This is a genomic window from Bernardetia sp. MNP-M8 (genome assembly GCF_037126285.1).
Taxonomy (GTDB): domain Bacteria; phylum Bacteroidota; class Bacteroidia; order Cytophagales; family Bernardetiaceae; genus Bernardetia.
This window is the reverse complement of sequence record NZ_CP147012.1, coordinates 1,305,341-1,329,044: the sequence shown is the minus strand read 5'-3', so window position 1 is coordinate 1,329,044 and position 23,704 is coordinate 1,305,341. Positions and strand designations below refer to the sequence as shown.

The window sequence follows — 23,704 nt, the reverse complement described above, 5'->3', positions numbered from 1 at the left end:
CAATAAAAAAAGACTAGACTAGTATCTTCTTTTTTATGTGATGTTCTGAACCATAGTTTTTTTGTACTTTTGTAGGCTCAATGACATTTTAATCTAAAGACCTTAAAATAAAAGTTATATCGACTTTATAGAAATAATATGGAAAATTACACACTCAATTATTACAAGACTTTTGCTGAAGATATGAAAAAAAGTCTTCAAGCTGTTTTTGATGCCTATAATGGATATTTTGTACAAGAAGCTGTTCCTGCTTTTGGTAGTATCAACAATGAAAATGCTACTAAAATTAATTTTGCTACTACTGCTCACAGAAATTGTTTTACAGATTATGTTCTTTTAGAGCAACGAGTAAATAAATATAAAGCCTATGAAATTTACTTAAAAGAACAAGCAGAAGCAAATGAAGCTGCTTTATTAAATAAGTTTGTTCCTTCTTTTGAAAAATCGTATACATCGCTTTTCCGAATTGTAGATATAGATGTAGAAGAAGGAATTATTTATTTTGATGATGTTTTGGGTGTAAATGAAGGACAAGAAATTGCCATTATAGACAAGACTCTTACCCAATCTATAGATAAAAATCCTGTTAATATGAATTTCTTGATGTTCTTTCGTTTTATTCCTTTTCTGGGAGATTTTATTGATTTGAACGATGAAGAGGAAACACTCAAAGGAATGTCGGCTGGGTATATTTATTTCTTTGAGCCACAAGAAGAACGCACCATCATCAAAGAATATAAAAAAATGGCTGAAAAAGTAAGAGTTTCAAAATCTTCTTCTAAAAGACAAATTGCTTTTACAGAATTAGATAAAAAATATGGAAAGAAGTTGTTGTTGTCTTAAAATAGTGGAGTAACTACTCTGATAAAAGACATTATTTATTTTCTAAACTTAGGAAGTTCAAACCTGTAAGCCTAAATTAAAGGAATACAGGTTTTTTATTGAAAAAAATAAAATCAAAAGACAAAAAGCTATTTTTTGAGTTAGAATAAAAAGTGGAATAAATACAGAATTTTTGATAGAAAATTATGAGCCAATCAAATCCAAAAACAAAAGACGAGTTAAGAGAACATCTAAAAGATATTATCAGAAATATTCCTCGCCAACCAGGGATTTACAAATATAAAGATGAGAGTAATGAGATTATTTATGTGGGAAAAGCGAAGGAATTACGCAAACGAGTTTCTAGTTATTTCACCAAATCGCATCAATATGATCGAAAAACTCGGCAGCTTGTTCGTGAAATCAGAAATATAGAAATTACAATTGTCGATAGTGAAGCTGATGCACTACTTTTAGAAAATAATTTGATAAAGGCACATCAACCTAAATACAATATTTTATTAAAAGATGGCAAATCGTACCCGTATATCTGTATTACAGATGAACCTTTTCCTAGAGTTTTTACAACTAGAACTCCAAATAAAAGACAAGGAACAAATTATGGACCTTATACAAATGGAAAAACACTATATGCTCTCAATGAACTCATAAAGAAATTATATACACTTCGAACTTGTTCTTATAATTTGAGTGAAGAAAACATACGAGAAAAAAAATATAGAGTCTGTTTAGAATATCACATCAAAAACTGCAAAGGACCTTGTGAAGGTTTGCAAGAGGAAGAGGATTATTTGAAAGATATTGAACAAATTAGAAATATTTTGGCTGGAAAAACGAGCCGAGCAAAAGAATATTTCAAAACAAAAATGAAATCGGCAGCCGAAAAAATGGAGTTTGAAGAAGCTCAAAAAGCAAAAGAAAAATGGGAAGCACTTCATACCTATCAAAGTAAATCGCTTATTACAAACCCAAATATTTCAGATACAGAAGTAATTGCGCTCTTAGATGATGAAGCAACTGTTTATGTAAATTATCTCAAAATTGAAGATGGAAGTATCGTTTATACAGCCAATGAATCCTATAAAAAACGTCTTGAAGAAACACTAGAAGATATTTTGCCAATGGTAGCTGTAGAGTTCAGACAGCGTTTTGGAAGTGAGGCGCAAAGAATTGTGAGTAATATTTTGGCAGAAGTTCCTTTGCCAAAAGTAGAAGTAATTAATCCTAAAATAGGAGATTTACGTAAACTATTAGATTTATCACTCAAAAATGTAGGTTATTTCAAAAAGGAAAGATTACGTAAAAAGCTAGATTTTGCAGAAAAAAAACAAGAAAGAGGATTGGCAGCCGTCGAAGCTCTTCAAAAAGATTTGGGTTTGAAAGAATTGCCTTTGCATGTTGAATGTTTTGATAATTCTAACTTACAAGGTACAAATCCAGTTTCTTCGATGGTTTGTTTTATGAATGGAAAGCCTTCAAAGAGAAATTACAGAAAATATCATGTAAAAACAGTAGAAGGAGCAAACGATTTTGCGACAATGTACGAAGTGGTTTATCGTCGTTATAGAAGACTTTTAGAAGAAAAACAACCTTTGCCAAATTTAGTAATTGTTGATGGTGGAAAAGGACAGCTAAGTTTTGGAGCGCAGGCTTTAAAAGATTTGGGTGTGTATGGCAAAATTCCGATTGTTGGAATTGCAAAGCGTTTGGAAGAAGTTTTTTATCCCGAAGACCAACATCCTATTTATATCAATAAAAAATCACCTTCTTTAAAGCTAATTCAACATTTGCGTAATGAAGCCCACCGTTTTGCTATTACTTTTCATAGAGATATCAGAAGCAAAAATGCCCTTCGAAATCCATTAGAAAATGTAAAAGGAGTAGGAAGAGCAACTATTGAAAAACTACTTTTAGAATATAAATCGATTAAGAAAATTGCAGTTACTTCTGATGAAGAATTAAAGGAATTGATTGGTGCAAATCGTACTCGTCTGATTAAAGAATATATTAAAAATAATCCTGATTTGTTGAGTTAGAATAAACTGAAAACCTTTGCTTTAAATTCTCTATCTCTTCTTTGTTTCTAACTCTATGTACATAATAAAATACAGGAATAAGAATACACAAAAGCCCAAACACATACAAAACCATTCTGATTATTTCTTTCCAGTCAATATGCCAAAAATAATAACTTCCATCATAGGCTTGTTTATATTGTATTGGTGAATCGAACAAGAAATAAAGGAGGGCAAAGAAAAACAGAAGTGCTAAAGTCTTAGCAAATTTATTGATTTTTGTATCAAGAATTAACTTTTCATTTCCGTCTACTTCTATTATTTTTCCTATAATGGTAAAGTAAAATATCCCTTGCTGTCTGCTGTATTTCCAAATTTTGAAACCTTTTTTATCAACTATTCCAGCATACTTTTCAGTAAAACTAAAAAGCGTCCAAAGATGGTTCCATGCTGTATCCTTACATTTGTATTGTATATCTTTTTCTAAATTAGATAATGTCTTTTCTAAGATTGTCATATTTTAAAATCAGTATTTTGTGCTTTTTTATAGAATACGTTTTTTTTGACAAATTGTTGAGGTTATTTGACAACAACTATTTTTCCATAAAACAGAACTTGCAAATTCTGCTTTATGGAAAAAAGTATAACTCTTTGCCGTTGTCGGTGTTTCACCGACGACCTAGTTAAATTTCTACTCTTTCAAATTTACCTTTTTGAGTTCTCCTGTTGGAGTCAGAATATAAATTGTTTTATCGTCTTTTTCTTCTTTTGGTAAAGTATAACGAACTTTCAGTGTAAAAAATAACTGAACAGCAGGTTCTAAAATAGTCGGATTAATAATACATTCTATATTGTCATAATCTAGTTTTTCATAGAAAGCACTTGGCGAACGATTTTTATCATTTACTTTGTAGTTTTTTGAAAAAGAAGTTTTTCCTTTCGAAATCGCTTCATAGGAACGGTATCTATCAAAAGGAAAAAAAGTCTGAAAATTTTCATCAGCTACTTTTTCAGCTTTAGATAACTTTATATTCAAACTATCATAGAGTTTTTCTTTTTTAGCAATAATTTCAAAGGCCTTTTTACGTAATTTTTGATAGAGAATGTCTGTATCTTTGATAAAATATTCTACTTTAGATAAATCATAAATTTCATTTTCGGCAGCTTTGGCAATTATTTTATCTAAAATTTTATTGTCTTTGAAGCGAACATGAACATTCTTTTTAAGCTCAAAACCCACAGGAACTTCATTATAGGTTCTGCTAAAGAATTTTTTCTCAACATCGTATTCGTATTCTGGAACAAGCGAAAGAAAATCAATAATCATTTCGTTTTCTTTGATTCCTAACTCTATTAATCCTTTTTGAAAGTTAGCTATTCGTTTGTCCATATTTTCCTGTACATCTTTAAGCTCTTTTCCTTTTTGTTCGATATGAAACATTGCCACATATTCATCTGCCGTTACATTCATCAAAACATTTGCTTCTAATTCTTGTAGACTAGATCCTAAAATTGTTGTTTGAGGAAGTTCTTGATTTGGTTTTTTTTCAGCGTCATAATTCGAATTTCCATAATTATAATTGGCTCTGTTTTGCGCTAAAGAAACAGAACTAAAGAAAAATAAAATAAAAATGAACGATAAAGTTAATCTATTATTTGTTTTCATAAAATTTGAGGTAAATTTGGTAAAAAGAGAATGAGTTCAAGACCCTAAGGGTTTTCAAAAACCCTTAGGGTCTAAACAAAAATTTAATAAAAATGATAAATCTCTCTAATTTACAAAAAGATAAAGTTTCAACAGCACAAGTCATAGCAGATATTGGCGTTTTGATATTAGTTTTGATAAATCTCACTCTGATTATTTTCAATTTTTTGTTTACTGCTGAGCTTGTTCAAGATTTTCTCAAAACTTATCTTACCTCATTTTATGATTTTTATAATGTCTATGTCTTCAAAAATTTTGCGTTGATAGACTTAGTGTTTGTAGGCATTTTTGTAAGTGATATTTTGGTTCGTTGGTCAATTGCTATTTATCTAAATACGTATCACCGTTGGTTTTTTTATCCTTTTATTCATTGGTACGATGTTTTGGGTTGTTTGCCTTCGTTTCGTTCATTTCGGGTATTGCGTTTGTTTGCTATTCTTTACAAACTTCACTTAATGGAAGTTATCAATCTTTCAAATACCTATATTTATAAAACACTAGGAAAATATTTTTCCATTTTTGTTGAAGAAGTTTCAGACAGAGTTGTAATTAATGTATTGAATGAAGTGCAGGGAGAAGTAATGAAGGGAAGTCCGATTGTAGAAAAAATAGTAGAAGATGTAGTTCGTCCTCGCTCCAATCTTTTGACAACTTGGCTTACAAAACGTGTGCAAGTGGTGGCTGCCAAAAATTATCCAACCTATAAGTATGAACTCAAACGCTATGTAGAAACGCTTATCAATGAAGCTGTAGAGAAAAATGCAGAAATAAAAACGATAGGAAAAGTTCCGATTATGGGCGAATTTATTTCTCAAAACCTAGAAAGAGCTATTGCAGATATTGTTTTTAATGTTGTCAATCAGCTTGTAGAAGATGCTACAACGGTTGAAGAGAACAGAATTTTGAAAGAAGTAACGGAAATTTTAGTAGAAGCATTACTTATCGATTCAAAATCTCAAGAACAGTTTGGCATGATAACCAAAGGAATGATAAATGAAGCCTTAGAGCTTATCAAAAAACAAGTAGCCATCAAACAGTGGCAACTCAAAGAGTTAGAAGAAAAAGAATTTGGTTTTAGTCCTCCTGCACAACAAAGTATAGAGGAAATTGATCAGGAATGGAAAGCTGAGAAAATGAGTACAAAACCTACTAAAAATTCAAAATTATAGTAGAACAGTTAAAGTAAATGCCAAGTTGTCCGAAATTGGTAAAAAAAATTAAAAGAACTATCTTTACAAATTAATACCATCTACTTTTGTACGATTTTGGAAAGAATGTAGATAAACTGATAATAACAAAAAATTAAATTATAAATTTTGGATATACAAGGAGTAATTATTGGAATTTTGCAGCTTTTGGCTTCGCTTTCTATTTTAGTAGGATTGCACGAATTGGGGCATTTGTTGGCTGCAAAATATTTTGGAGTTAGAGTAGAAAAATTTTCTATTGGTTTTCCTCCAAAAATATTTGGTTTTAAATATGGAGAAACAGAATATTGTTTGAGTGCTTTGCCTTTGGGTGGCTACGTCAAAATTACAGGTATGATTGACGAATCTTTAGACACTGACCAAATGAAAGGTGAGCCTCAACCCTATGAATTTCGTTCAAAACCAGCTTGGCAGCGTCTTATCATTATGTTAGGAGGAATTATCTTTAATGTGGTCTTAGGTGTTTTGATAATGATTGCTATTGCTTTTACGTATGGCGAAAAATATATTCCAATAGATGAAGTAAATAAATACGGAATTGAAGTAAATGAGCTTGGGAAAAGTCTTGGGTTAGAAACAGGTGACAAAATAATCAATATCAATGGAGAAACACCAAAATCGTTTAGAGATTTATTAGATCCAGCTTTTATCTTAAACGATAATTCATATTATACTATTGAAAGAAATGGACAGGAAATGAAAATTCCGATTACAAGCGAATTTTTACAAGTCTATAGCTCAGATAAAGATGAAGCAAAAGGATTTTTGACAATGCGTGATGGAAAATATCCTTTCTTGATTGGTGCAATTGCACCAGATAGAAATGCAGACAAAGCAGGACTAAAATCGAAGGATAGAGTAGTAAAAGTAAATGAAACACCAACACCAGATTTCGATACTTTTCAAGCATTATTGCATCAAAATGCAGGTAAACAACTTACTTTTGTAGTAGAAAGAGAGGGTAAGACAATGAATTTGCCTATTACAGTTGCAAAAGACAGTACAATCGGAGTAGGAATAAATAAAGAAATAAACTTTGTAGAACGTCCGTATAGTTTCTCAGAGTCTTTACAAGTGGGAACAGAAACTGCTTTTGGTGTAATTGGAGTACAGGCAATGGCATACAAAAAAATGGCAAAAGGAGATATTAATGCTTCTGATTCTTTGAGTGGTCCTATTGGAATGGTAATGATTTTTGGAATGGAATTCGATGCCTATCGTTTTTGGAGAATCACAGGGTTTTTGTCAATGGTTTTGGCTCTGATGAACCTTCTACCAATTCCTGCACTTGATGGAGGACATGTTATGTTCCTTCTTTATGAAATGATTACAGGTCGTCCTCCTTCAGATAAATTCCTAGAAATTGCCCAAAAAGTAGGAATGGTTCTTATTCTTTGTTTGATGATTTTTGTTTTTGGAAATGATATTTGGAAAATCATAAAAGGATTTTTATAAAAAATAGTTGAAATATCATCTAATTTTAATAAGGCTAAAAAGTGGATTTTGAATAGTAATGTATTCACTCTTCTTTTTAGCCTTGTTTTTTAATATTATTCCTAAAAACAGTTTTAATAACTTTATTTTAACTAATTTATATTTATGAAAATTATTCAATTTATCTTATGTTTTTGTTTTCTTGCTACCTTTATTTCTTCTCAAAACTCTATTTTTGCTCAAGATGAGAAATCAGAAAACAGTTTAGATACACTTTCAAGTTCTTCCATAGACCCTTACAATTTTGAAGCTCAATTTGATTATCAAGGCTCTAGCTACAAATATTCTGTTTCTGAAAAGGGTGATGATTGGTATAGCTTAGTAATTTGGAGAAAAAATACACTGCTAGAAGGAGAAGCCAAAATGATGGAAGTTTATTCTACTCATATCATGATTGAGGATGAAATAGACAATACCAATAATAAAAATGCTCGTGTTCGCATTCGTTATGCAGAAAAACAAGGATATGTTTGGAAACCTTATGAACACGATTTTATGCAAGTAATATTTTTATTTGATACACAAAAGATAAATTATGCTCCGTTTGGTGCAAAAATGATTGACCGAAGCAAACACAGTATTATTCCGAATAATAAACTGGTCGTAGATTTTGATAATCAAAGTTTTACACTTGCAGATGCTGTAAAAACAAGTATTGAATTTTTTATAATGAAATACCCAAAATTATTCTATATGTAGAGTCAAGTTGCTTCAGAAAAGATTTTAAAATCAGGAGTGCATTTTATAAAACTCTATTACCTTTATAGAAACGATATTAGAAAATGACTATATTTGTTATATGCTTTTTTTTAGATTACTACTTTTATGTATGGTAATTTTCAAATTTACTGATATATAATTTTCAATCTCTATGTTAAGCTATTGGTATTTAAAAGCTCACTTTATGTTTATACATGATACATTATGGGACTTGATATAGCTTCATTAGTTATCTGAATGCCAAAATATAACTCACTAAAAATAAATTAATTAGAAATCAAAATATCTCAAAATTGAGAGCAAATTGATTTTTTAACAATTTTTATAAAAATAGTATTTTTACCTGACTTTTGATTACTTGTTTTGATTTAAAGTCTTTCAATTATTTTTACAAATGAAAAAAAATATCTTTTCGTTTCGTTTCTTGTCTTTAGTTTGGCTAATTTGTTTTATGCCTTTAATTTCTTTTGCACAAGATAGACTAAATTCTCCCCTTTCAAATCATTCTGTTTCTGATGAGCATAATCATACAAAAGAAGCAGCAATGAACGCTCCTAAAGCAAAAACACCACTTACTTTCATTGAAAATAAAAATCAATGGGATGAAGTTGTAAAATATAGAGCCACTATTCCATCGGGTTTCTTGTTTATGCGTCAAAACTCATTGCAGTATTCTTTTTATGATGCAAATGCTTTAAAATTACTACATGTTCATGGAGAAGAGGAGCATGAAGGACATGAGCCTAATGAAGAAATTTCTTCTACTATTAAAGCACATTCTTTTGAGGTAGAATTTGAAAATTCAAATCCCTCTCCACAAATCATTTCTGAGCAAGTTAGTGATACAAAATTTAATTATATTTTAGGAAATGATCCTAGTAAATGGGCAGAAAATGCACAAGGATTTGGAGAACTGACCTATAAGGATTTATATCCAAATATTAACCTTCATTTGTATTTGAAGGAAGATCATCTGAAATATGATTTTATTGTTTCGGCTGGTGCAAATCCTTCAAAAATTGCAATGAATTATAAGTATGCTGATAAAGTGAGTTTAGAAAGTGGACATTTGCATATTCAAACTTCTGTCAATAAAGTCATCGAACAAGCTCCTTATTCGTATCAAATCATTGATGGAAAAAAAGTAGAAGTTCCTTCAAAGTTTGTTCTCAAATATGCAGAAGGCAATAAAAAAGACAAATCTCCTCAAATTACTTTCGAATTTCCAGAAGGATACAATAAAAAATATGAACTAATCATTGATCCTGTTTTGATTTTTTCTACTTTCTCAGGTGCTTTTTCAGATAACTGGGGAAATACAGCAACTTATGATGATGCAGGAAATTTATATTCTGGAGGTACTTCTTTTGGTGCTGGTTTTCCTACTACTACAGGAGCTTTTGATGTTACTTTTGGAGGAGTCGTAGATGTAGCTATTTTAAAATATAACTCACAAGGAACAGGTGTTTTTTATGCTACCTTTTTAGGTGGGGATTTAGCAGATGTTCCTTCTAGCATGGTAGTAAATAGTAGAAACGAATTGATAATATTAGGAACGACAGGTTCTTCAAACTTTCCTACTACATCATCTTCTTATGATAATACTTTTGCAGGAGGAACAACTACAAATGTATTAGGCTATGATTTTACAAATGGTTCTGATATTTTTGTTTCTAAACTTAATGTAAGTGGGAGTAGACTTGTAGGTTCTACTTTTTTAGGAGGACAAGGTAATGATGGAATAAATTCTCTTAATTTTGACAGCTTTACTGATAATCCATTAGTGAAAAATTATGGAGATGAGATTAGAGCAGAAATAAATATTGATGATTTAGATAATATTTATATTGCCAGCACAACTAACTCAAATAATTTTCCATTAGTTTCAGCTCATAGAACTACTTTTCAAGGAAGACAAGAAGGAATAGGTGCGAAATTTGACCCTACTTTAAGCTCTCTTTTATGGAGTACATATATTGGAGGAAATAATATAGATGCAGCTTTTGGAATACAAATTTCTAAACGAGGAGATATTTATGTTGTGGGTGGAACATTAAGTAGTGACTTAATAACTCACGCAGCTACCATGCAAAGCAACTATAGAGGAGAAATAGATGGTTTTGTCGTACGTTATGCTTCTAACTTTGCTTGGCAAGGAGCTAGTTATTTAGGAACTCCTTTTTATGATCAAGCCTATTATGTGGATGTAGATGCTAGTGGATCTGTATATATATTTGGACAAACACAAGGTTCACAACCTGTTACCTCTGGTGTCTATTCGAATGCTAGAGGTGGATTATTTATTCGAAAAGTATCTTCTAACCTGAACAATATTGTTTGGGCAACAACGATTGGAAGTCAAGATTTTGACCCCAATATTACACCTACTGCTTTTATGATAAATGATTGTGGATATATTTATTTGGCAGGTTGGGGAAGTCCTAGCATTTATCAAGGAAGACCAGATAATTATTTGGACAACATTAGTACAACAGGAATGCCTGTTACTTCTAATGCGCTTCAAAGCGATACAGATGGAAATGATTTTTACACAATGATTTTAGATCAAAATGCTCAAAATTTAATATATGGTAGTTTCTTTGGAGGAAGGGGAGAAGGAAGAGAACACGTAGATGGAGGAACAAGTCGTTTTGATAAAAAAACAGGAACTATCTATCAAGCTGTTTGTGCATGTAGTGGAAGTGGATTTATTACTACTCCTGGAGCTTTTTCTAACCGAAACAATAGTCCCAATTGTAATAATGCAGCGTTTAAAATAGAAATGGGAATATTAAAGGCTGATTTTAATACAAATGATGGTAATCTTACAGGATGTGTTCCTTTCTCAACTACATTTGTAAATCAAAGCATTGAAGGAGTTACCTATGAATGGGACTTTGGAGGTTTAGGAATTTCTACACAAGATGATAATGTTCCTTTTACCTTTACTGTCGCAGGAACATACCAAGTTAGGTTGATAGCTACAAATCCTATTTTATGTATTAAAAAAGATACAGCTTATCTTGATATTGTGGTTTCACCTGCTGATTTTACTGTTTCACCTGATGTAACCATTTGCAAAGGACAATCAACACAATTAAGTGCTACTGGAGGAACAAATTATCTGTGGACACCAATAGCAGGGTTATCTAATCCTAGAATCGCAAACCCAATTGCAAGCCCAAGTACAACAACAACTTATACACTAACTGTACAGAACGCAGCAGGATGTCGTCAAAATCTTACTACTAAAGTAACAGTCTTACCAGAGCTTATTACAAGTTTTGGACTGACTCTTGGTGACCCTTGTGCTAATGATTCTACTGTAAGTATTATCAATACAACTCAAAATGCCACCTCTTATTTTTGGGATTTTGGAAATGGACAAACTTCCACAGCACAAAATCCACCTACTCAAAGTTACTCATCAGGAACTTATACAATCAAATTAATAGCAACAAATAGCCTTTGTAATGCTAAGGATACTGTTGAAAGGCAATTTGTAATTGATACAGATACATTTGATTTTAATTTCTCATCAGATACCACAATTTGTTTTGGAGAATCCGTACAACTTAACGTAAGTGGAGGAGCATCTTATCAATGGACACCAGCAACAGGATTGAGCAATGCAACTATCGGAAATCCGATTGCATCTCCAACAGAAACCACTACATATACTATAAAAGTAGTAGGAAGTAGTGGATGTGAACAAGAACGTCAGATTGAAATTGTGGTCGAAGAAGAAATGATTCCTAATTTTGATATTATACAATCTACTCTTTGTACAGAAATAGGAAAAGTAGAATTTGTAAATAATACAGTTGGAGCTACTTCCTATCTTTGGGACTTTGGAAATGGTCAAACTTCTACAGAACAAAATCCATCTATTCAAAATTATACAGCAGGAACTTATATCATAAAATTAGTAACTGAGAGTGAATCCTGTACTCTCAGAGATTCTGTTGAAAAACAAATTGTCATTACTGAGGATGCTTTTGTTTATGATATAGGTGATTCTACTATTTGTGCAGGACAGTCTGTGCAATTCAATGTAACAGGAGGAGTTTCTTATCAATGGACTCCAACAACAGGATTAAATGATGCAACTATTGGAAATCCTATTGCTTCACCTACAGAAACAACTACCTATACTGTAAAAGTAACAGGAAATAATGGATGTGAAGAAGAGCGTCAAATAGAAATAGTAGTAGGAGAAGAGATAATTCCAAATTTTGATATTATACAATCTAATAATTGTGAGGAGTTTCCGACAATTAGTATAGTAAATAATACGATTGGAGCAACTTCTTACTTTTGGGATTTTGGAAATGGACAAACTTCTACAGCACAAAACCCTACAAATATAGCTTATAACACAGATGGAAATTATGAAGTAAAATTGATAGTAAATAACATTGCTTGTTCAGATTCTCTTGTTAAAGAATTTGATTACTCTACAAACAATTTCTTTATTTCTCCAGATAAATCTATTTGTTTAGGGCAGTCTTTACCATTAGAAGTAGGAAAAGGTATTTCTTACCAATGGACTCCAACAGCAGGATTAAGCGATCCTACTATTTCAAATCCTATTGCTTCTCCTACCCAAACGACTACATATACTGTAAGTATCACAACTGCAAGTGGTTGTATTAGAGAAGAAGAGGTCACAATTACTGTTTTAGAAGAATTAAAACCTGATTTTGAAGTGGTTATTATAGATAGATGTGACAAAATCCCACTTGTGCAAATAATAAATAATTCGGTTGGTGCTACCTCTTTCTTTTGGGATTTTGGAGATGGAAGAACCTCAACACTTCGCAATCCTCCTTCTTTTCAGTATGCTAGTGAAGGTGTTTATCCAATTACATTAAAAGTAGAAAATGCACTTTGTCAAGATTCTACACAGAATGATGCAAACTCAGTCATTGATGATAATAATGTGTTTTTATCCACAATCAGAATGCCTGAAAGCCCAACTATTTGTAGAGGTGAAAATGCCCAACTTAATGTAGTAGGTGGAAATCTATTTGAGTGGACACCAACAACAGGGTTGAGCGACCCAACTATCAGAAATCCAATTGCTTCACCAGACCAAACGACCATCTATAATGTTCGAATTTCTAACCTTGATGGAGGTTGTTTTACAGACAGTACAGTTACAGTCACAATTGTGGATAAATTAGTTCTTGATTTTGATGTTCAACATTCACCTGAATGTGGTGCACCTGCTACTATTCTTTTTAATGGTAAAAATACTGGAAATGGTGACTGGGTATGGGATTTGGGAAATGGAGATTCTATCAATGTATCCAACCCAACAGAATATACTTATACACAAGCAGGAACATATACAATTACTTTGAAGGCTTCAAATGGAGTTTGTGACCAAGAACAAACAACTACAGTTACTGTCGATAATGTTTTACCTCCTAATGTAATTACGCCAAATGGAGATGGACTCAATGAAACTTTTGTGTTAGATAAGGCTAATGTAGGCTGGAAGCTTCAAATTTATGACCGTTGGGGAACAGAAGTTTTTTCTGCTGATGATTATAACAATGATTGGGGAAATAAAGCCAAACCAGCAATGTATTATTATTATCTAACTTCTCCTGATGGAGATACTTGTAGAGGTTGGATTCATGTTTTACAATAAACAAGTATGAAAATCTGATAAAGTATAAATCCCTTTAAATTTATTTTGAAGGGATTTTTTAAAGTTAAATTTTTCTAAAATACCCTTTTTTGTTTTAATAAGGTAGGGAGAATACACTATAAAGAACGTCTTTAAAAAAAGCTATCTAAATATAAAAAAACACTAAATACTATTCATCATGCAAAATCATTTCAAAATCTATTTTTTACCTCTATTTGTTTTGTTTCTACTTTCAACATCTTGTAGTCTAACTGATAGCGTCTGTAAAGATGGACAAGGAGATGTGATAACTGAAAGTAGAACTATATCTAAATTTACAGCCATCGAATCAAGAGGAAACTTTATTGTAAATGTTTTTCAAGATTCTAGCATCAAGACACAGTCTGTTTCTGTTATGGCACAAGAAAATATCATCAGTTTTATCCAAACAAATATTATAGGAAATAGCCTCATTATTGACAATGATGAATGTTATAATACAAGTGAAGAAGTAATAATTGAGATTCGTACACCAGTACTTTCTCAAATCGTTTTGAGTGGTTCTGGTGATATTGTATTACAAGATATAGCTCGTATTAGCAATGTAGAAAATATAGAAAACGTAGAATTTATTTTAAATGGCTCTGGAAATATTCTTACCACACCAAATAACCCTATTATAACAACAGGAAATTGTACTGCCAAACTAAAAGGTTCAGGAAATATCGAATTAGAATTGGAGGTAGCAAATAAAGTAACTGCCATTCTTGAAGGTTCAGGAACTATTCTTTTTAGAGGAATAGCTACAGAAAATAGCTTGAATGTTAGTGGTTCAGGCAATATAAAAGCATTTTTATTACCTGTCTTAACAAGTACAGCAGAAATAGTTGGCTCTGGAAGTATTGAGCTAACGGCTACAGATGATGTAAATACTCCTTCAAAAGCAACTCTAAATGCACAAGTAAGTGGAAGTGGAGTAGTCCGTGTGAAAGGTAATGCAGAAGTTCAATGGAATGTATCAGGTTCAGGTAAAATTGAAAAAGTAGAGTAACATAAAACAATATAGGACTATTCAAATAATAAAGCCTCTGAGTATTTTAAGTATTCAAAATAATTTTGTAATTTATAGCATAATTTTATTAAAAGGATTATGCTTTTTTACTTAAGAAACGCAGAAAAAATAAATTCACATTTTTAGCTATTTATAAAAACAGGGTTGAAACCTGTCCAATTTATAATTCATAGTCTATTTTTGAAAACATATCTTTGTAAAAAATCATAAAAGGTATTTTTTTAATTGAACAGGGTTTTAACCCTGTTTATTAATGCATGAATTTTCCAAAGTGTAAATTTATTCATTTTATATTCCTAAGAATATTTCACTTGCTTACTTTCTCTTAGCTTATGAGTAATTCTACTTCTTCTCAAAACCCTTCAGCTATTTTCAAAGAAATAGAGGAGTTAAAACGTTCTTTTAGTTTTAGTAATCAAGAAGAAGAAATCGCTTTTTATAAAAAAAATAGTTATTTATTTGCTTTTACTTCAGCGAATTTGTCTCGTTTGATGCCCCAAATTCCTTATTCGCATCATAAATCTATTTTTGAAAAACTGCTTTTTAATCTTCAATTATTAAATATAGAAGAACAAAATCCAGCACTTTTTGCTCCTAATTTTGAAGTTATTGATAAAACAGATATTCTTCAGCAAGCTAAAAATGGAAAGCCTTTTCTATTTTGTTGTTTTCATTTGGGTTCTTATTCTTCACTTCTGACTTTACTCACTTATAATGATTTAGATTTTGGCTTTTTGCTCAATCAAACTCTCAGGAATAGAAAAGCAGATGATTCTTTAAAAGTTCATCAAAAATTTTCTCAGCAAATAGAAATTCAACAAAAAAGAATTTTAAAATCTAAAATACAATTTATAAATGTAGAGGAAAATAAAGGCATTTGGAGTGCTATCAGAATGCTAAAGCAAGGCAACTCCTTGATTGTTTATCCTGATGGTAATACAGGTATAAATACTAAAGAATCAAAAAAAGAAAATCAAAATACTGTTCAAGTGAATTTCTTAAATGAAAGGTTACTTGTAAAGCAAGGAGTTGCTTTTTTATCGTATGCTTGTCAAGTACCAATTGTTCCTGTCATTTCAAGTAGAGTGGATGAAAGTATAGAGTATAGTTTGAAAAGAAAATTTGAACTCCTACCAGCGATTTATCCACCAAATTCTGTAAAGGGAAATGCTGAGAAGGAAAATAAATCAAAAGAAGAATTTGCAGCACACACAATGCAGAAATTGTATTCTATTTTAGAAAAAGAAATTTCTAAGAAAAAGAATCAGCAAGATATTAATGCCCAAGCAAACCAATGGGAAGGTTGGATTTTTGTGAATAAATCTTTTGAAAACCTTAAAAAACCGATTTATTTGGAAAAAGAATCACAAAAACAAAACTCAGAAAAAATCACAAAAGAAAAATTAAATTCTGAGTATATTTTTAATGAAGCACAATTTGCACTTATCGAAAGTAAAAAAGATGGAGAGCAAAATGTAAAATATACACTCTTTGATAAATATACTTATCGTTTTTTTCCTGTATCTGACCTACTTTATGAAACAATTACTTATTTTTCTGTTCCAAAAAAGTTATATTTGTCTAATAGCCAAAATAAGCGAACTAATCCTGTATCAAAAGACATTAGCAATTCCCCTGTTGCTATGAATTCTGATTCTGAATTGCAGCTTTCAAAAACATCTATTCCTATTAGCGCATTAGAAAAACTAATTAACAAAAAGATTTTAGTACAATTCAACTAATTTAAAAATACAGCGCATGTACAAATCGTGTGTCATGAGCTGTTAAAAAATAAAGGTAGACTTAAAATAAAAAAACTGTTTTTTTATTTTAATTAAAAATCCTAGCTAACATAAAAATACTTTTAATGATATAAACTTTATACTAATTACGTTCATAACCCTTTACTATTATGCCGAAAGGCTCTTTACTCCCCTTTTTATTGTTATTTTTATTAAACGTATTTACATTTGTTAATGTATATGGTCAGCAAGACACGACTACTATTTTTTCTGATTCTCTTCAAAAAGAACAAATCTCTGTTTTGAATTTAAAAACAGAATTAAAAGAAATAATAAGTAAATCCAAAATTACTGAATCAGATTCACTACGTCAATTTTCTATTTTAGATTCATTGATCAATTTTTATAAAGACATAAATAAAAAAGAGTACAATTATTTTTTGTCTGAAAAGAATAATTTGACATTCAAGTATGTCTTACCCATAAAACCACCTATTCAAGAAAAGAATTATATTACTATTAAAGAAAACTTAGGTGTTTGGAAAGACACAACAGATGGTAAAATATCTATTGAAGAAATTGCAACTAATACAAGCAATTTATTTTCTGCCAATACTATCAGTGCTTCAAATATGGAAGTAGGAGCATATTATTGGTTGCGTTTAAAGTTAGTTGGAAATGGTGTAAGAGATGAAGTAATAGCTTTACAAATTGGTTCTGTTTTTGATGCTTGGTCAGAAATTACGTTTTATCGTTCTGTAGAGGATGATGCCTTCCACATAGAGCATTCAGGTACAGACATAGATCCTAAAGAAAAACCTGTCAAACAATGGCGTAATTATTTTTATATTGATGTTGCTGCTCAAGAAGAAGCTATTGTTTATCTTCGCCTACATTCAAATGAATTGCGTTTTCATCCTAAGTATATTTTAGCTTCTATAGGGGATGCTGTAAGCGTAAGTAAAGGAGCTGATGAGTTTACTTATGCACAAGGAATTTTTCAAGGAATCTTGTGGGTGATGGCTTTCTACAATCTGTTGTTATTTTTTATTATCAGAGATAAATTATATTTGTATTATGTGATAATGATTATAGGTATTCAACTGAATGTTTTTTATTATTATAGATATATTTATTTTCTTTTTCCAACCTCACATCATCTGATTCGTTCTTTTATTGTTATTTCTCATCTTTTTATGATAGGAGGAGGGCTTTTGTTTTTAAGAAGTTTCTTGAATATAAAAGAATTATTACCAAAATGGAACAAATTTATTAAGATAATAAATTACGCTCTAGTTATAGTGGTAATTATATTTATTGCAGATCATTTGTTTTTGCAATATCCTGTTTGGAGCGATAATTTTAGTCCTTACAAATCTGCTCAAATAATAATTGTTTTTATAGGTATAATTGCAACCATTTTAGGATTCATATTAGGTATTCTTACCTTCCGAAAAGGGTATTCTGCTGCTCGTTATTACCTAATTGCTACAAGTGGTTTGTTTATTGGAGCTATTTTTTATGCTCTTTCTTATTTGATAAATACACAAGGAGAATCTATTGTTAATTCGGACATGTTTATGTATTTTTTTCAGGGTGGAGTAGTAGTTCAACTTGTATTTTACGCACTTGGTATTGGTTATCAAGTCAATCGTTTGGAGAGAGAAAAATCAGATGCCCTTGCTGAAAACTTAGAGCTACAAAAAGAAACAACTACTCTTTTGGAGAAAAAAGTAAAACAAAGAACTGTAGAAATAGAACAACAAAAAGAAGAAATTGAAGCTATCAATACTACTTTAATGGAACAAAAAGGATTGATGGAAAAGCGAAATAATGATATTACTTCTAGTATAAACTATGCTAGACGCATTCAAGATGCCGTTTTACCAGACTTACGCTCTTTCAAACGTAGTGTGCCTAATTGTTTTGTTCTTTATAAACCTAGAGATATTGTTTCAGGAGATTTTTATTGGTTTGCTCAAAAAGATAATCAAATTGTTTTAGCTGCTGCTGACTGTACAGGACATGGTGTTCCAGGTGCATTTATGTCTATTTTAGGAGATTCTTATCTCAATCAGATTGTCAATTTACAGGGAGTTACAAAGGCTGATTCTATTTTGAGTCGTTTACATGGACAGATTCGAAGAGCTTTACGACAATCTAGTACAGAGAATAAAGATGGAATGGATATTTCTATTTGTGTAATTGATTTAGAAAAGAATCAAGTTACTTTTGCAGGTGCAAAACGACCTCTTTTATATATTCAAGATGAAAAAATGGTTGAAGTAAAAGGAGACAAACACTCAGTAGGAGGTTTTCAAACCAATGCTGAAAATTCATATACTTCACACCAAATTGATATTACCAAACCTACTTCGTTTTATATTTTTTCTGATGGTTATGTAGATCAGTTTGGAGGAAAGCAAGGAAGAAAATTTATGATAAAAAGATTTAAAAGCCTTCTTTTAGAAATTCATAATGAACCCATGGTAAAACAAAGACAGCTTCTTGCACAACACTTTGAAGATTGGAAAGGAAATAACAAACAAATTGATGATGTAATTGTAGTAGGTTTTCAAATTGAACCTTAAAGAGGTATAGATAAAGAGCAATAAAAAATCTAACTGATTTGATTATCAGTTAGATTTTTTATTGCTATTATTTCAAATTTTCTTAGTCACAATCATATTGATATTGTGTATTACTTGTAATAGTAGTTCCTTGGACAAAAATAGTTGCTACACTAGTACGTAATAATCCTCTTGCATCAATAGTATTATTTATTTCACCTATAGTAGTTCCATTTCCATCTTTTGAAACTGTCTTTTTAAGTTGGCAATCTTGATAGGTGTGTGTATCTGTTTGAGTAATTGTATTATTTGCATCATAAGTTTGTACAAGCTGTGGAAAACTTCCTTCAATAGCTAAAAAGTTAGAAAATACCACATAACTATTCAATACTCCTGCTGTTGTATAATTCTCTGTACGAACTAAGCGATTATTTGCATCATATTCCTCAATGCCGTAATCTGTCAGAGTTCCTGTTGCATCGTAATTATTTCCTCTTACAGTTTTGTTATTATTGCTATATTGAAATTCAACATAATTTTGTAATGAACCTCCGACTTTTGTTTCTGTTCTTGTTTTTAGTCCTTGTGCATTATATTGGAAACTTGTAACTAAAGTTCCTGCAATACTAGCTGTAGAGACAGAAGAAATCTTTTTTATTCCATTTACAACTGTATAAGTGTATGTTACGGTAGTTGTAAAACCAGAACTGACAGTAGTAGTTTTTTCTACATAACATTCAGGCAAATTACATGGATTTGCATTTCCTCCTCCAGCTGCTGGTGCAATAACAACAGTAGTAGATTGTTCACTCGTTCCTGCCGAATTAGAAACCACTAATTTTACATTAATATCTCCTTCTGTATCAAAAGTAAATTTTGGATTTTCTTCTGTAGAACTGAAACTTGTACCTTCTGCTGACCACTGATAAGAAGTTGCATTTGTACTTTCATTTATGAAAGTCACTTCTTCTCCTGCCTTTGGGTTTTCTGGTGTAAAGCTAAATGCTGCCACAGGAGCTGGTGTAGATGCTGTTACAGTAACTTTTTGGATGGTTTCATTTGTTCCTCCTTCTCCAGTAGCTACAAGTTTTACATTAATTTCTCCTGCTGTATCAAAAGTAAATTTAGGGTTTTCTTCTGTTGAGCTAAAACTTGTTCCTTCTGCTGACCACTGGTAAGAAGTTGCATTTGTACTTTCATTTGTAAAACTTACCTCTTGTCCTGTTTGTGGAGTAGTTGGAGAAAAACTAAAGGCTGCGACAGGTGGAGTTTGTGTGGCTTCACTTATCGTAATTTTCTTGATAGTTTCGTTTGTACCACCTTCTCCTGTGGCTACAAGTTTTACATTAATATCTCCTGCTGTATCAAAAGTAAATTTTGGATTTTCCTCTGTGGAACTAAAACTCGTTCCTTCTGCTGACCACTGATAAGAAGTTGCATTTGTACTCTCATTTGTAAAACTTACTTCTTGTCCTGTTTGTGGAGTAGTAGGAGAAAAGCTAAATGCTGCAATAGATGCTGGAGTAGTATTGTCTGCTGGTGCAACACTAACTTGCTTAATAATTTCTTTACTTCCTCCTTCTCCTGTGGCAACTAATTTTACATCAAAATCACCCACTTCTGTAAAAGTAAATGTCGGATTTTTGTCAGTAGAATTAAAATCTGTGCCTTCTGCTGACCAAACAAAAGTAGTTGCGTTTGTACTTGTATTGTTGAATGTAACAGCCTCATCTACTTTTGGACTAACAGGAGTAAATGAAAAATCGGGTGTGGGAACTTTTGGAGTTTCTTCTTCTTCGTCCTTTTTAGAACAGCCTACAATAAATGAGAGCAAAATAAAGGAAAAGAAAATTCCTTTTAATGTAAATAAAAAATGATGTGATTTCATAATTAAAATAATTTTGATTGATAAATTGGAAAAATTAAAAAGGTAAATAGTTTTTTATTTGTCAATAAAGTTAAGTAAAATACAAAAAAAATGCTATACGTATAAATGGGTATTTTTAAACTGTTAGAGACAATTAGTTTTAAATTGAATTAGAAATTTCATTGAGATTCTATCAAAAATTCTCAAATTCTGCGTATCTTCGATAAAAATTTAACTCTAACTTGTTTTTGTTCTACTTTTTCTTAAAAAATGACTAGCTCTTTATCTAATTCTTCTTCCCATTCTACACAATTTGAATGTAAATCTATTGCTGAACTACCACAAGTAGCTCAAAAGGTTATTGATTTAGCTAACAAACTAAACAAGCGTATTTGGATATTAGAAGGTGATTTAGGAGCTGGAAAAACTACTTTTACAAAAGCTGTTTGCAAAGAGTTAGGTGTAAAAGAAACTGTTAGTAGCCCTACTTTTGCACTCATAAATGAGTATGAAGGAAATTATGATAATCAAGAATCAAAAATCATCTATCACTGTGATTTTTATAGAATCAATAACCCTAATGAAGTTTTAGAGTTAGGAATAGAAGAATATTTTGAAAAAGCAGAAGAAAATGGAAATTATTGTTTTATAGAATGGGCTTCTAAAATAGAACCTTTTTTGCCAGAACACTATTTGCAAATAGATATAGAAGTAAATCAAACTACCAATTCACGGATTTTAACTGTGCGTAGCTTATGACTCAAGATGATGCCATCAAAAAATTAGTACAACAGTACGAATATTATCAACCTCAAGAAATGCTCGCCAAAGTACGTGAGCGTAATCAACAACTTACTATTGGAATCCCAAAGGAAACCAATCACGATGAGTTTAGGGTTGCTATGCGTCCAGAAGCCGTTCGCTTGTTGGTAGCAAACGGACATGAAGTAGTCATCGAAACAGGTGCAGGCGAAAAATGTAAATATACTGACCACGAATACAGCGACGCAGGAGCACAAATAAAATATTCTTCAAAAGAAGTTTTTCAATCTGAAATTGTTTTGAAAGTAGCACCTCCTACTTTAAAGGAATTGGAGGAAATGCAAAGCAAAAAAACGCTAATTTCTACTTTGCATCTAGCTAATGTAACCCCTGAATATTTGCACGCCATAAATCGTAAAAAAATTACAGCTATTGCTTACGAAATGCTTGAAGACAAAGAAGGTGGTTTGCCTGTTGTTCGTTCCATGAGTGAGATTGCAGGAAGTACAGTGATGCTCATTGCAGCCGAATATTTAAGTAGTGCCAATGAAGGGCAAGGAATTATTTTAGGGGGAATTACAGGTGTTGCTCCTACAAATGTAGTTGTTTTGGGTTCGGGAACAGTTGGAGAATATGCAGCCAGAACAGCCTTAGGACTTGGCGCAAGTGTAAAGGTTTTTGATAGTAGTGTCCCAATGCTTCGAAGAATAAAATATAATCTTTTGCAGCCCCATCTTTTTACTTCTATTTTTGATTTGGGAACTCTAAAAACAGCTTTAGAAGAAGCTGATGTAGTAGTGGGAGCAATTCGTCCAGAAAACGGAAGAACACCTTCTGTCGTTACAGAAGAAATGGTATCTCGCATGAAACCAAATTCTATAATTATTGATGTCAGTATTGATTATGGAGGTTGTATCGAAACTTCTGAAACAACTTCGCATCATAAGCCAATTTATAAAAAATATGATGTCATTCATTACTGTGTTCCAAATATTCCTTCTCGTGTAGCAAGAACGGCAACTAATGCACTAAGTAATATTTTTGCTCCTTTGCTGCTGCGTGCTGGAGAGCTAGGAAGTATCGAAGAAATGATTTATGCTGATATGGGTTTTGCAAAAGGTGTTTATAGTTATCAAGGAGGTTTGACAAACCAACACTTGAGTAAAAAATTCAATATGCGTTTTAAAGATATTAGTTTGATTGCAGCAGCACAGAAAGGAATGTGATTTTACAGTTATCAGTGAGCAGTAATCAGTTACCAGTTGAATGAGAGTGAGAGGTTATATTTTAGAAGTAAGTGAAGTTAAAGTTTATATATTTGTATTTTTCGTAATTTTTAATTCGTAATTGAAACATGACTAATTTCATCAAAGCTCTTACTGCTCTTTTAATTGTACTTTTACTCGGACTTGGAGTATATTATACCATTCTTCGAAAAGATGCTAAGGAATTATTACAACCTAGAGAAACAGTTACAGAGACAAGTTTCAAAACTGTTTTAGAAGAAGTAGAAAGTCTAGGTAAACTAGAATTGGTAAAATATAACTTTAAAGACGTTGTCGAACACAAGCAAAAAAATGGATATAGTTCTGTTTTAGATTCAAAAGTGTTATTGATTGTAGCTGCTGAAGCTGTGGGTTGTATGGATTTGACACGCATAAAAGCTGAAGATATTACAGAAGTAGGTGATTCTATTTATGTTCATTTACCTGCACCTGAATTATGTTATTACAAAATAGACCACCAAAAATCTAAGGTTTATGATTCGGAATCGTTGCCTTTTATGCAAGATGATAATTTGGTAGGAGAAGCCTTTGCAAAAGCTGAAAAACAAATCGAAAAAGCTGCCCTAGAATCTGGAATATTAGTTCAGACACAAGCTATGGCAAAGACAATGCTACAACCTTTCTTGGAAAATCTTACCAAAAAGACTGTTTTTTTGACTTTTGAGCCTATTTCTACAAAAGAAGATGAAAACCTTGAAAGTGAAGAAAATATCCAAAAGAAAAATATATTGAATAATCCGACTACAATTCAGTCTAAGAGTTTGAATAAAAAATAGTCTAAT

General features: G+C 31.5%; 15 protein-coding genes. 12 read left to right on the top strand and 3 right to left on the bottom strand.

All coding sequences use genetic code 11. The annotated features are described in order from the left end of the window. The first annotated feature begins 138 nt into the window (after positions 1-138). Entirely contained in the window at positions 139-843 is a 705-nt protein-coding gene (locus V9L04_RS05535) for a hypothetical protein (protein ID WP_338793093.1), read from the top strand. Positions 844-1,028: 185 nt separating this feature from the next. Further along, complete coding sequence (gene uvrC, locus V9L04_RS05530; protein ID WP_338793092.1) at positions 1,029-2,879, top strand: excinuclease ABC subunit UvrC; 1,851 nt, start codon at positions 1,029-1,031, stop codon at positions 2,877-2,879. On the opposite strand, the gene V9L04_RS05525 is transcribed toward uvrC, so the two are convergent. Beyond that, positions 2,851-3,375 (bottom strand): hypothetical protein, encoded by a 525-nt coding sequence (locus V9L04_RS05525; protein ID WP_338793091.1) that lies wholly within the window; start codon positions 3,373-3,375, stop codon positions 2,851-2,853. The genes uvrC and V9L04_RS05525 overlap by 29 nt on opposite strands. A 174-nt stretch (positions 3,376-3,549) precedes the next feature. Further along, entirely contained in the window at positions 3,550-4,524 is a 975-nt protein-coding gene (locus tag V9L04_RS05520) for an SIMPL domain-containing protein (RefSeq protein ID WP_338793089.1), read from the bottom strand. Between the two features lie 92 nt (positions 4,525-4,616). On the opposite strand from V9L04_RS05520, the gene V9L04_RS05515 reads away from it, so the two are divergent. The 7 genes from V9L04_RS05515 (at position 4,617) to V9L04_RS05485 (ending at position 19,028) form a co-directional block, all read left to right on the top strand. After that, a complete protein-coding gene (locus tag V9L04_RS05515) occupies positions 4,617-5,732 on the top strand; it encodes a hypothetical protein (protein WP_338793088.1) in 1,116 nt (371 codons plus the stop codon). A 147-nt stretch (positions 5,733-5,879) separates the two neighbouring features. After that, positions 5,880-7,226 carry an RIP metalloprotease RseP gene (gene rseP / locus V9L04_RS05510; RefSeq protein ID WP_338793087.1) on the top strand — a complete coding sequence of 449 codons (1,347 nt, stop codon included), beginning with the start codon at positions 5,880-5,882 and terminating at the stop codon, positions 7,224-7,226. 144 nt (positions 7,227-7,370) lie between these two features. Further along, on the top strand, positions 7,371-7,964 hold the full coding sequence (locus V9L04_RS05505) for a hypothetical protein (RefSeq protein WP_338793086.1): 594 nt from the start codon (positions 7,371-7,373) through the stop codon (positions 7,962-7,964). Between the two features lie 415 nt (positions 7,965-8,379). Next, positions 8,380-13,644, top strand: coding sequence for a PKD domain-containing protein (locus V9L04_RS05500; RefSeq protein ID WP_338793085.1), 5,265 nt, complete (start codon positions 8,380-8,382; stop codon positions 13,642-13,644). Positions 13,645-13,822: 178 nt separating this feature from the next. Beyond that, positions 13,823-14,674 (top strand): DUF2807 domain-containing protein, encoded by an 852-nt coding sequence (locus V9L04_RS05495; RefSeq protein ID WP_338793084.1) that lies wholly within the window; start codon positions 13,823-13,825, stop codon positions 14,672-14,674. Between the two features lie 353 nt (positions 14,675-15,027). Next, positions 15,028-16,437, top strand: coding sequence for a hypothetical protein (locus tag V9L04_RS05490; protein WP_338793083.1), 1,410 nt, complete (start codon positions 15,028-15,030; stop codon positions 16,435-16,437). A 170-nt stretch (positions 16,438-16,607) separates the two neighbouring features. Continuing rightward, a complete protein-coding gene (locus V9L04_RS05485) occupies positions 16,608-19,028 on the top strand; it encodes a 7TM diverse intracellular signaling domain-containing protein (RefSeq protein ID WP_338793082.1) in 2,421 nt (806 codons plus the stop codon). 82 nt (positions 19,029-19,110) lie between these two features. Here V9L04_RS05485 and V9L04_RS05480 read toward each other — a convergent pair whose 3' ends face one another. Beyond that, the gene (locus V9L04_RS05480; RefSeq protein ID WP_338793081.1) at positions 19,111-20,895 is read right to left on the bottom strand and encodes a PKD domain-containing protein; all 1,785 of its coding nucleotides are present in this window, start codon (positions 20,893-20,895) and stop codon (positions 19,111-19,113) included. A gap of 249 nt (positions 20,896-21,144) precedes the next feature. Between V9L04_RS05480 and tsaE the strand changes: the two genes are divergently transcribed. From tsaE to V9L04_RS05465, 3 genes are all read left to right on the top strand, one after another. After that, entirely contained in the window at positions 21,145-21,633 is a 489-nt protein-coding gene (gene tsaE, locus V9L04_RS05475; protein WP_338793080.1) for a tRNA (adenosine(37)-N6)-threonylcarbamoyltransferase complex ATPase subunit type 1 TsaE, read from the top strand. Next, positions 21,630-22,862, top strand: a complete 1,233-nt coding sequence (locus tag V9L04_RS05470) for an alanine dehydrogenase (protein ID WP_338793079.1) — start codon at positions 21,630-21,632, stop codon at positions 22,860-22,862. Before tsaE ends, V9L04_RS05470 begins: the two co-directional genes overlap by 4 nt. Before the next feature lie 128 nt (positions 22,863-22,990). Beyond that, positions 22,991-23,698 carry a DUF4230 domain-containing protein gene (locus tag V9L04_RS05465; RefSeq protein WP_338793078.1) on the top strand — a complete coding sequence of 236 codons (708 nt, stop codon included), beginning with the start codon at positions 22,991-22,993 and terminating at the stop codon, positions 23,696-23,698. Positions 23,699-23,704: the final 6 nt, after the last annotated feature.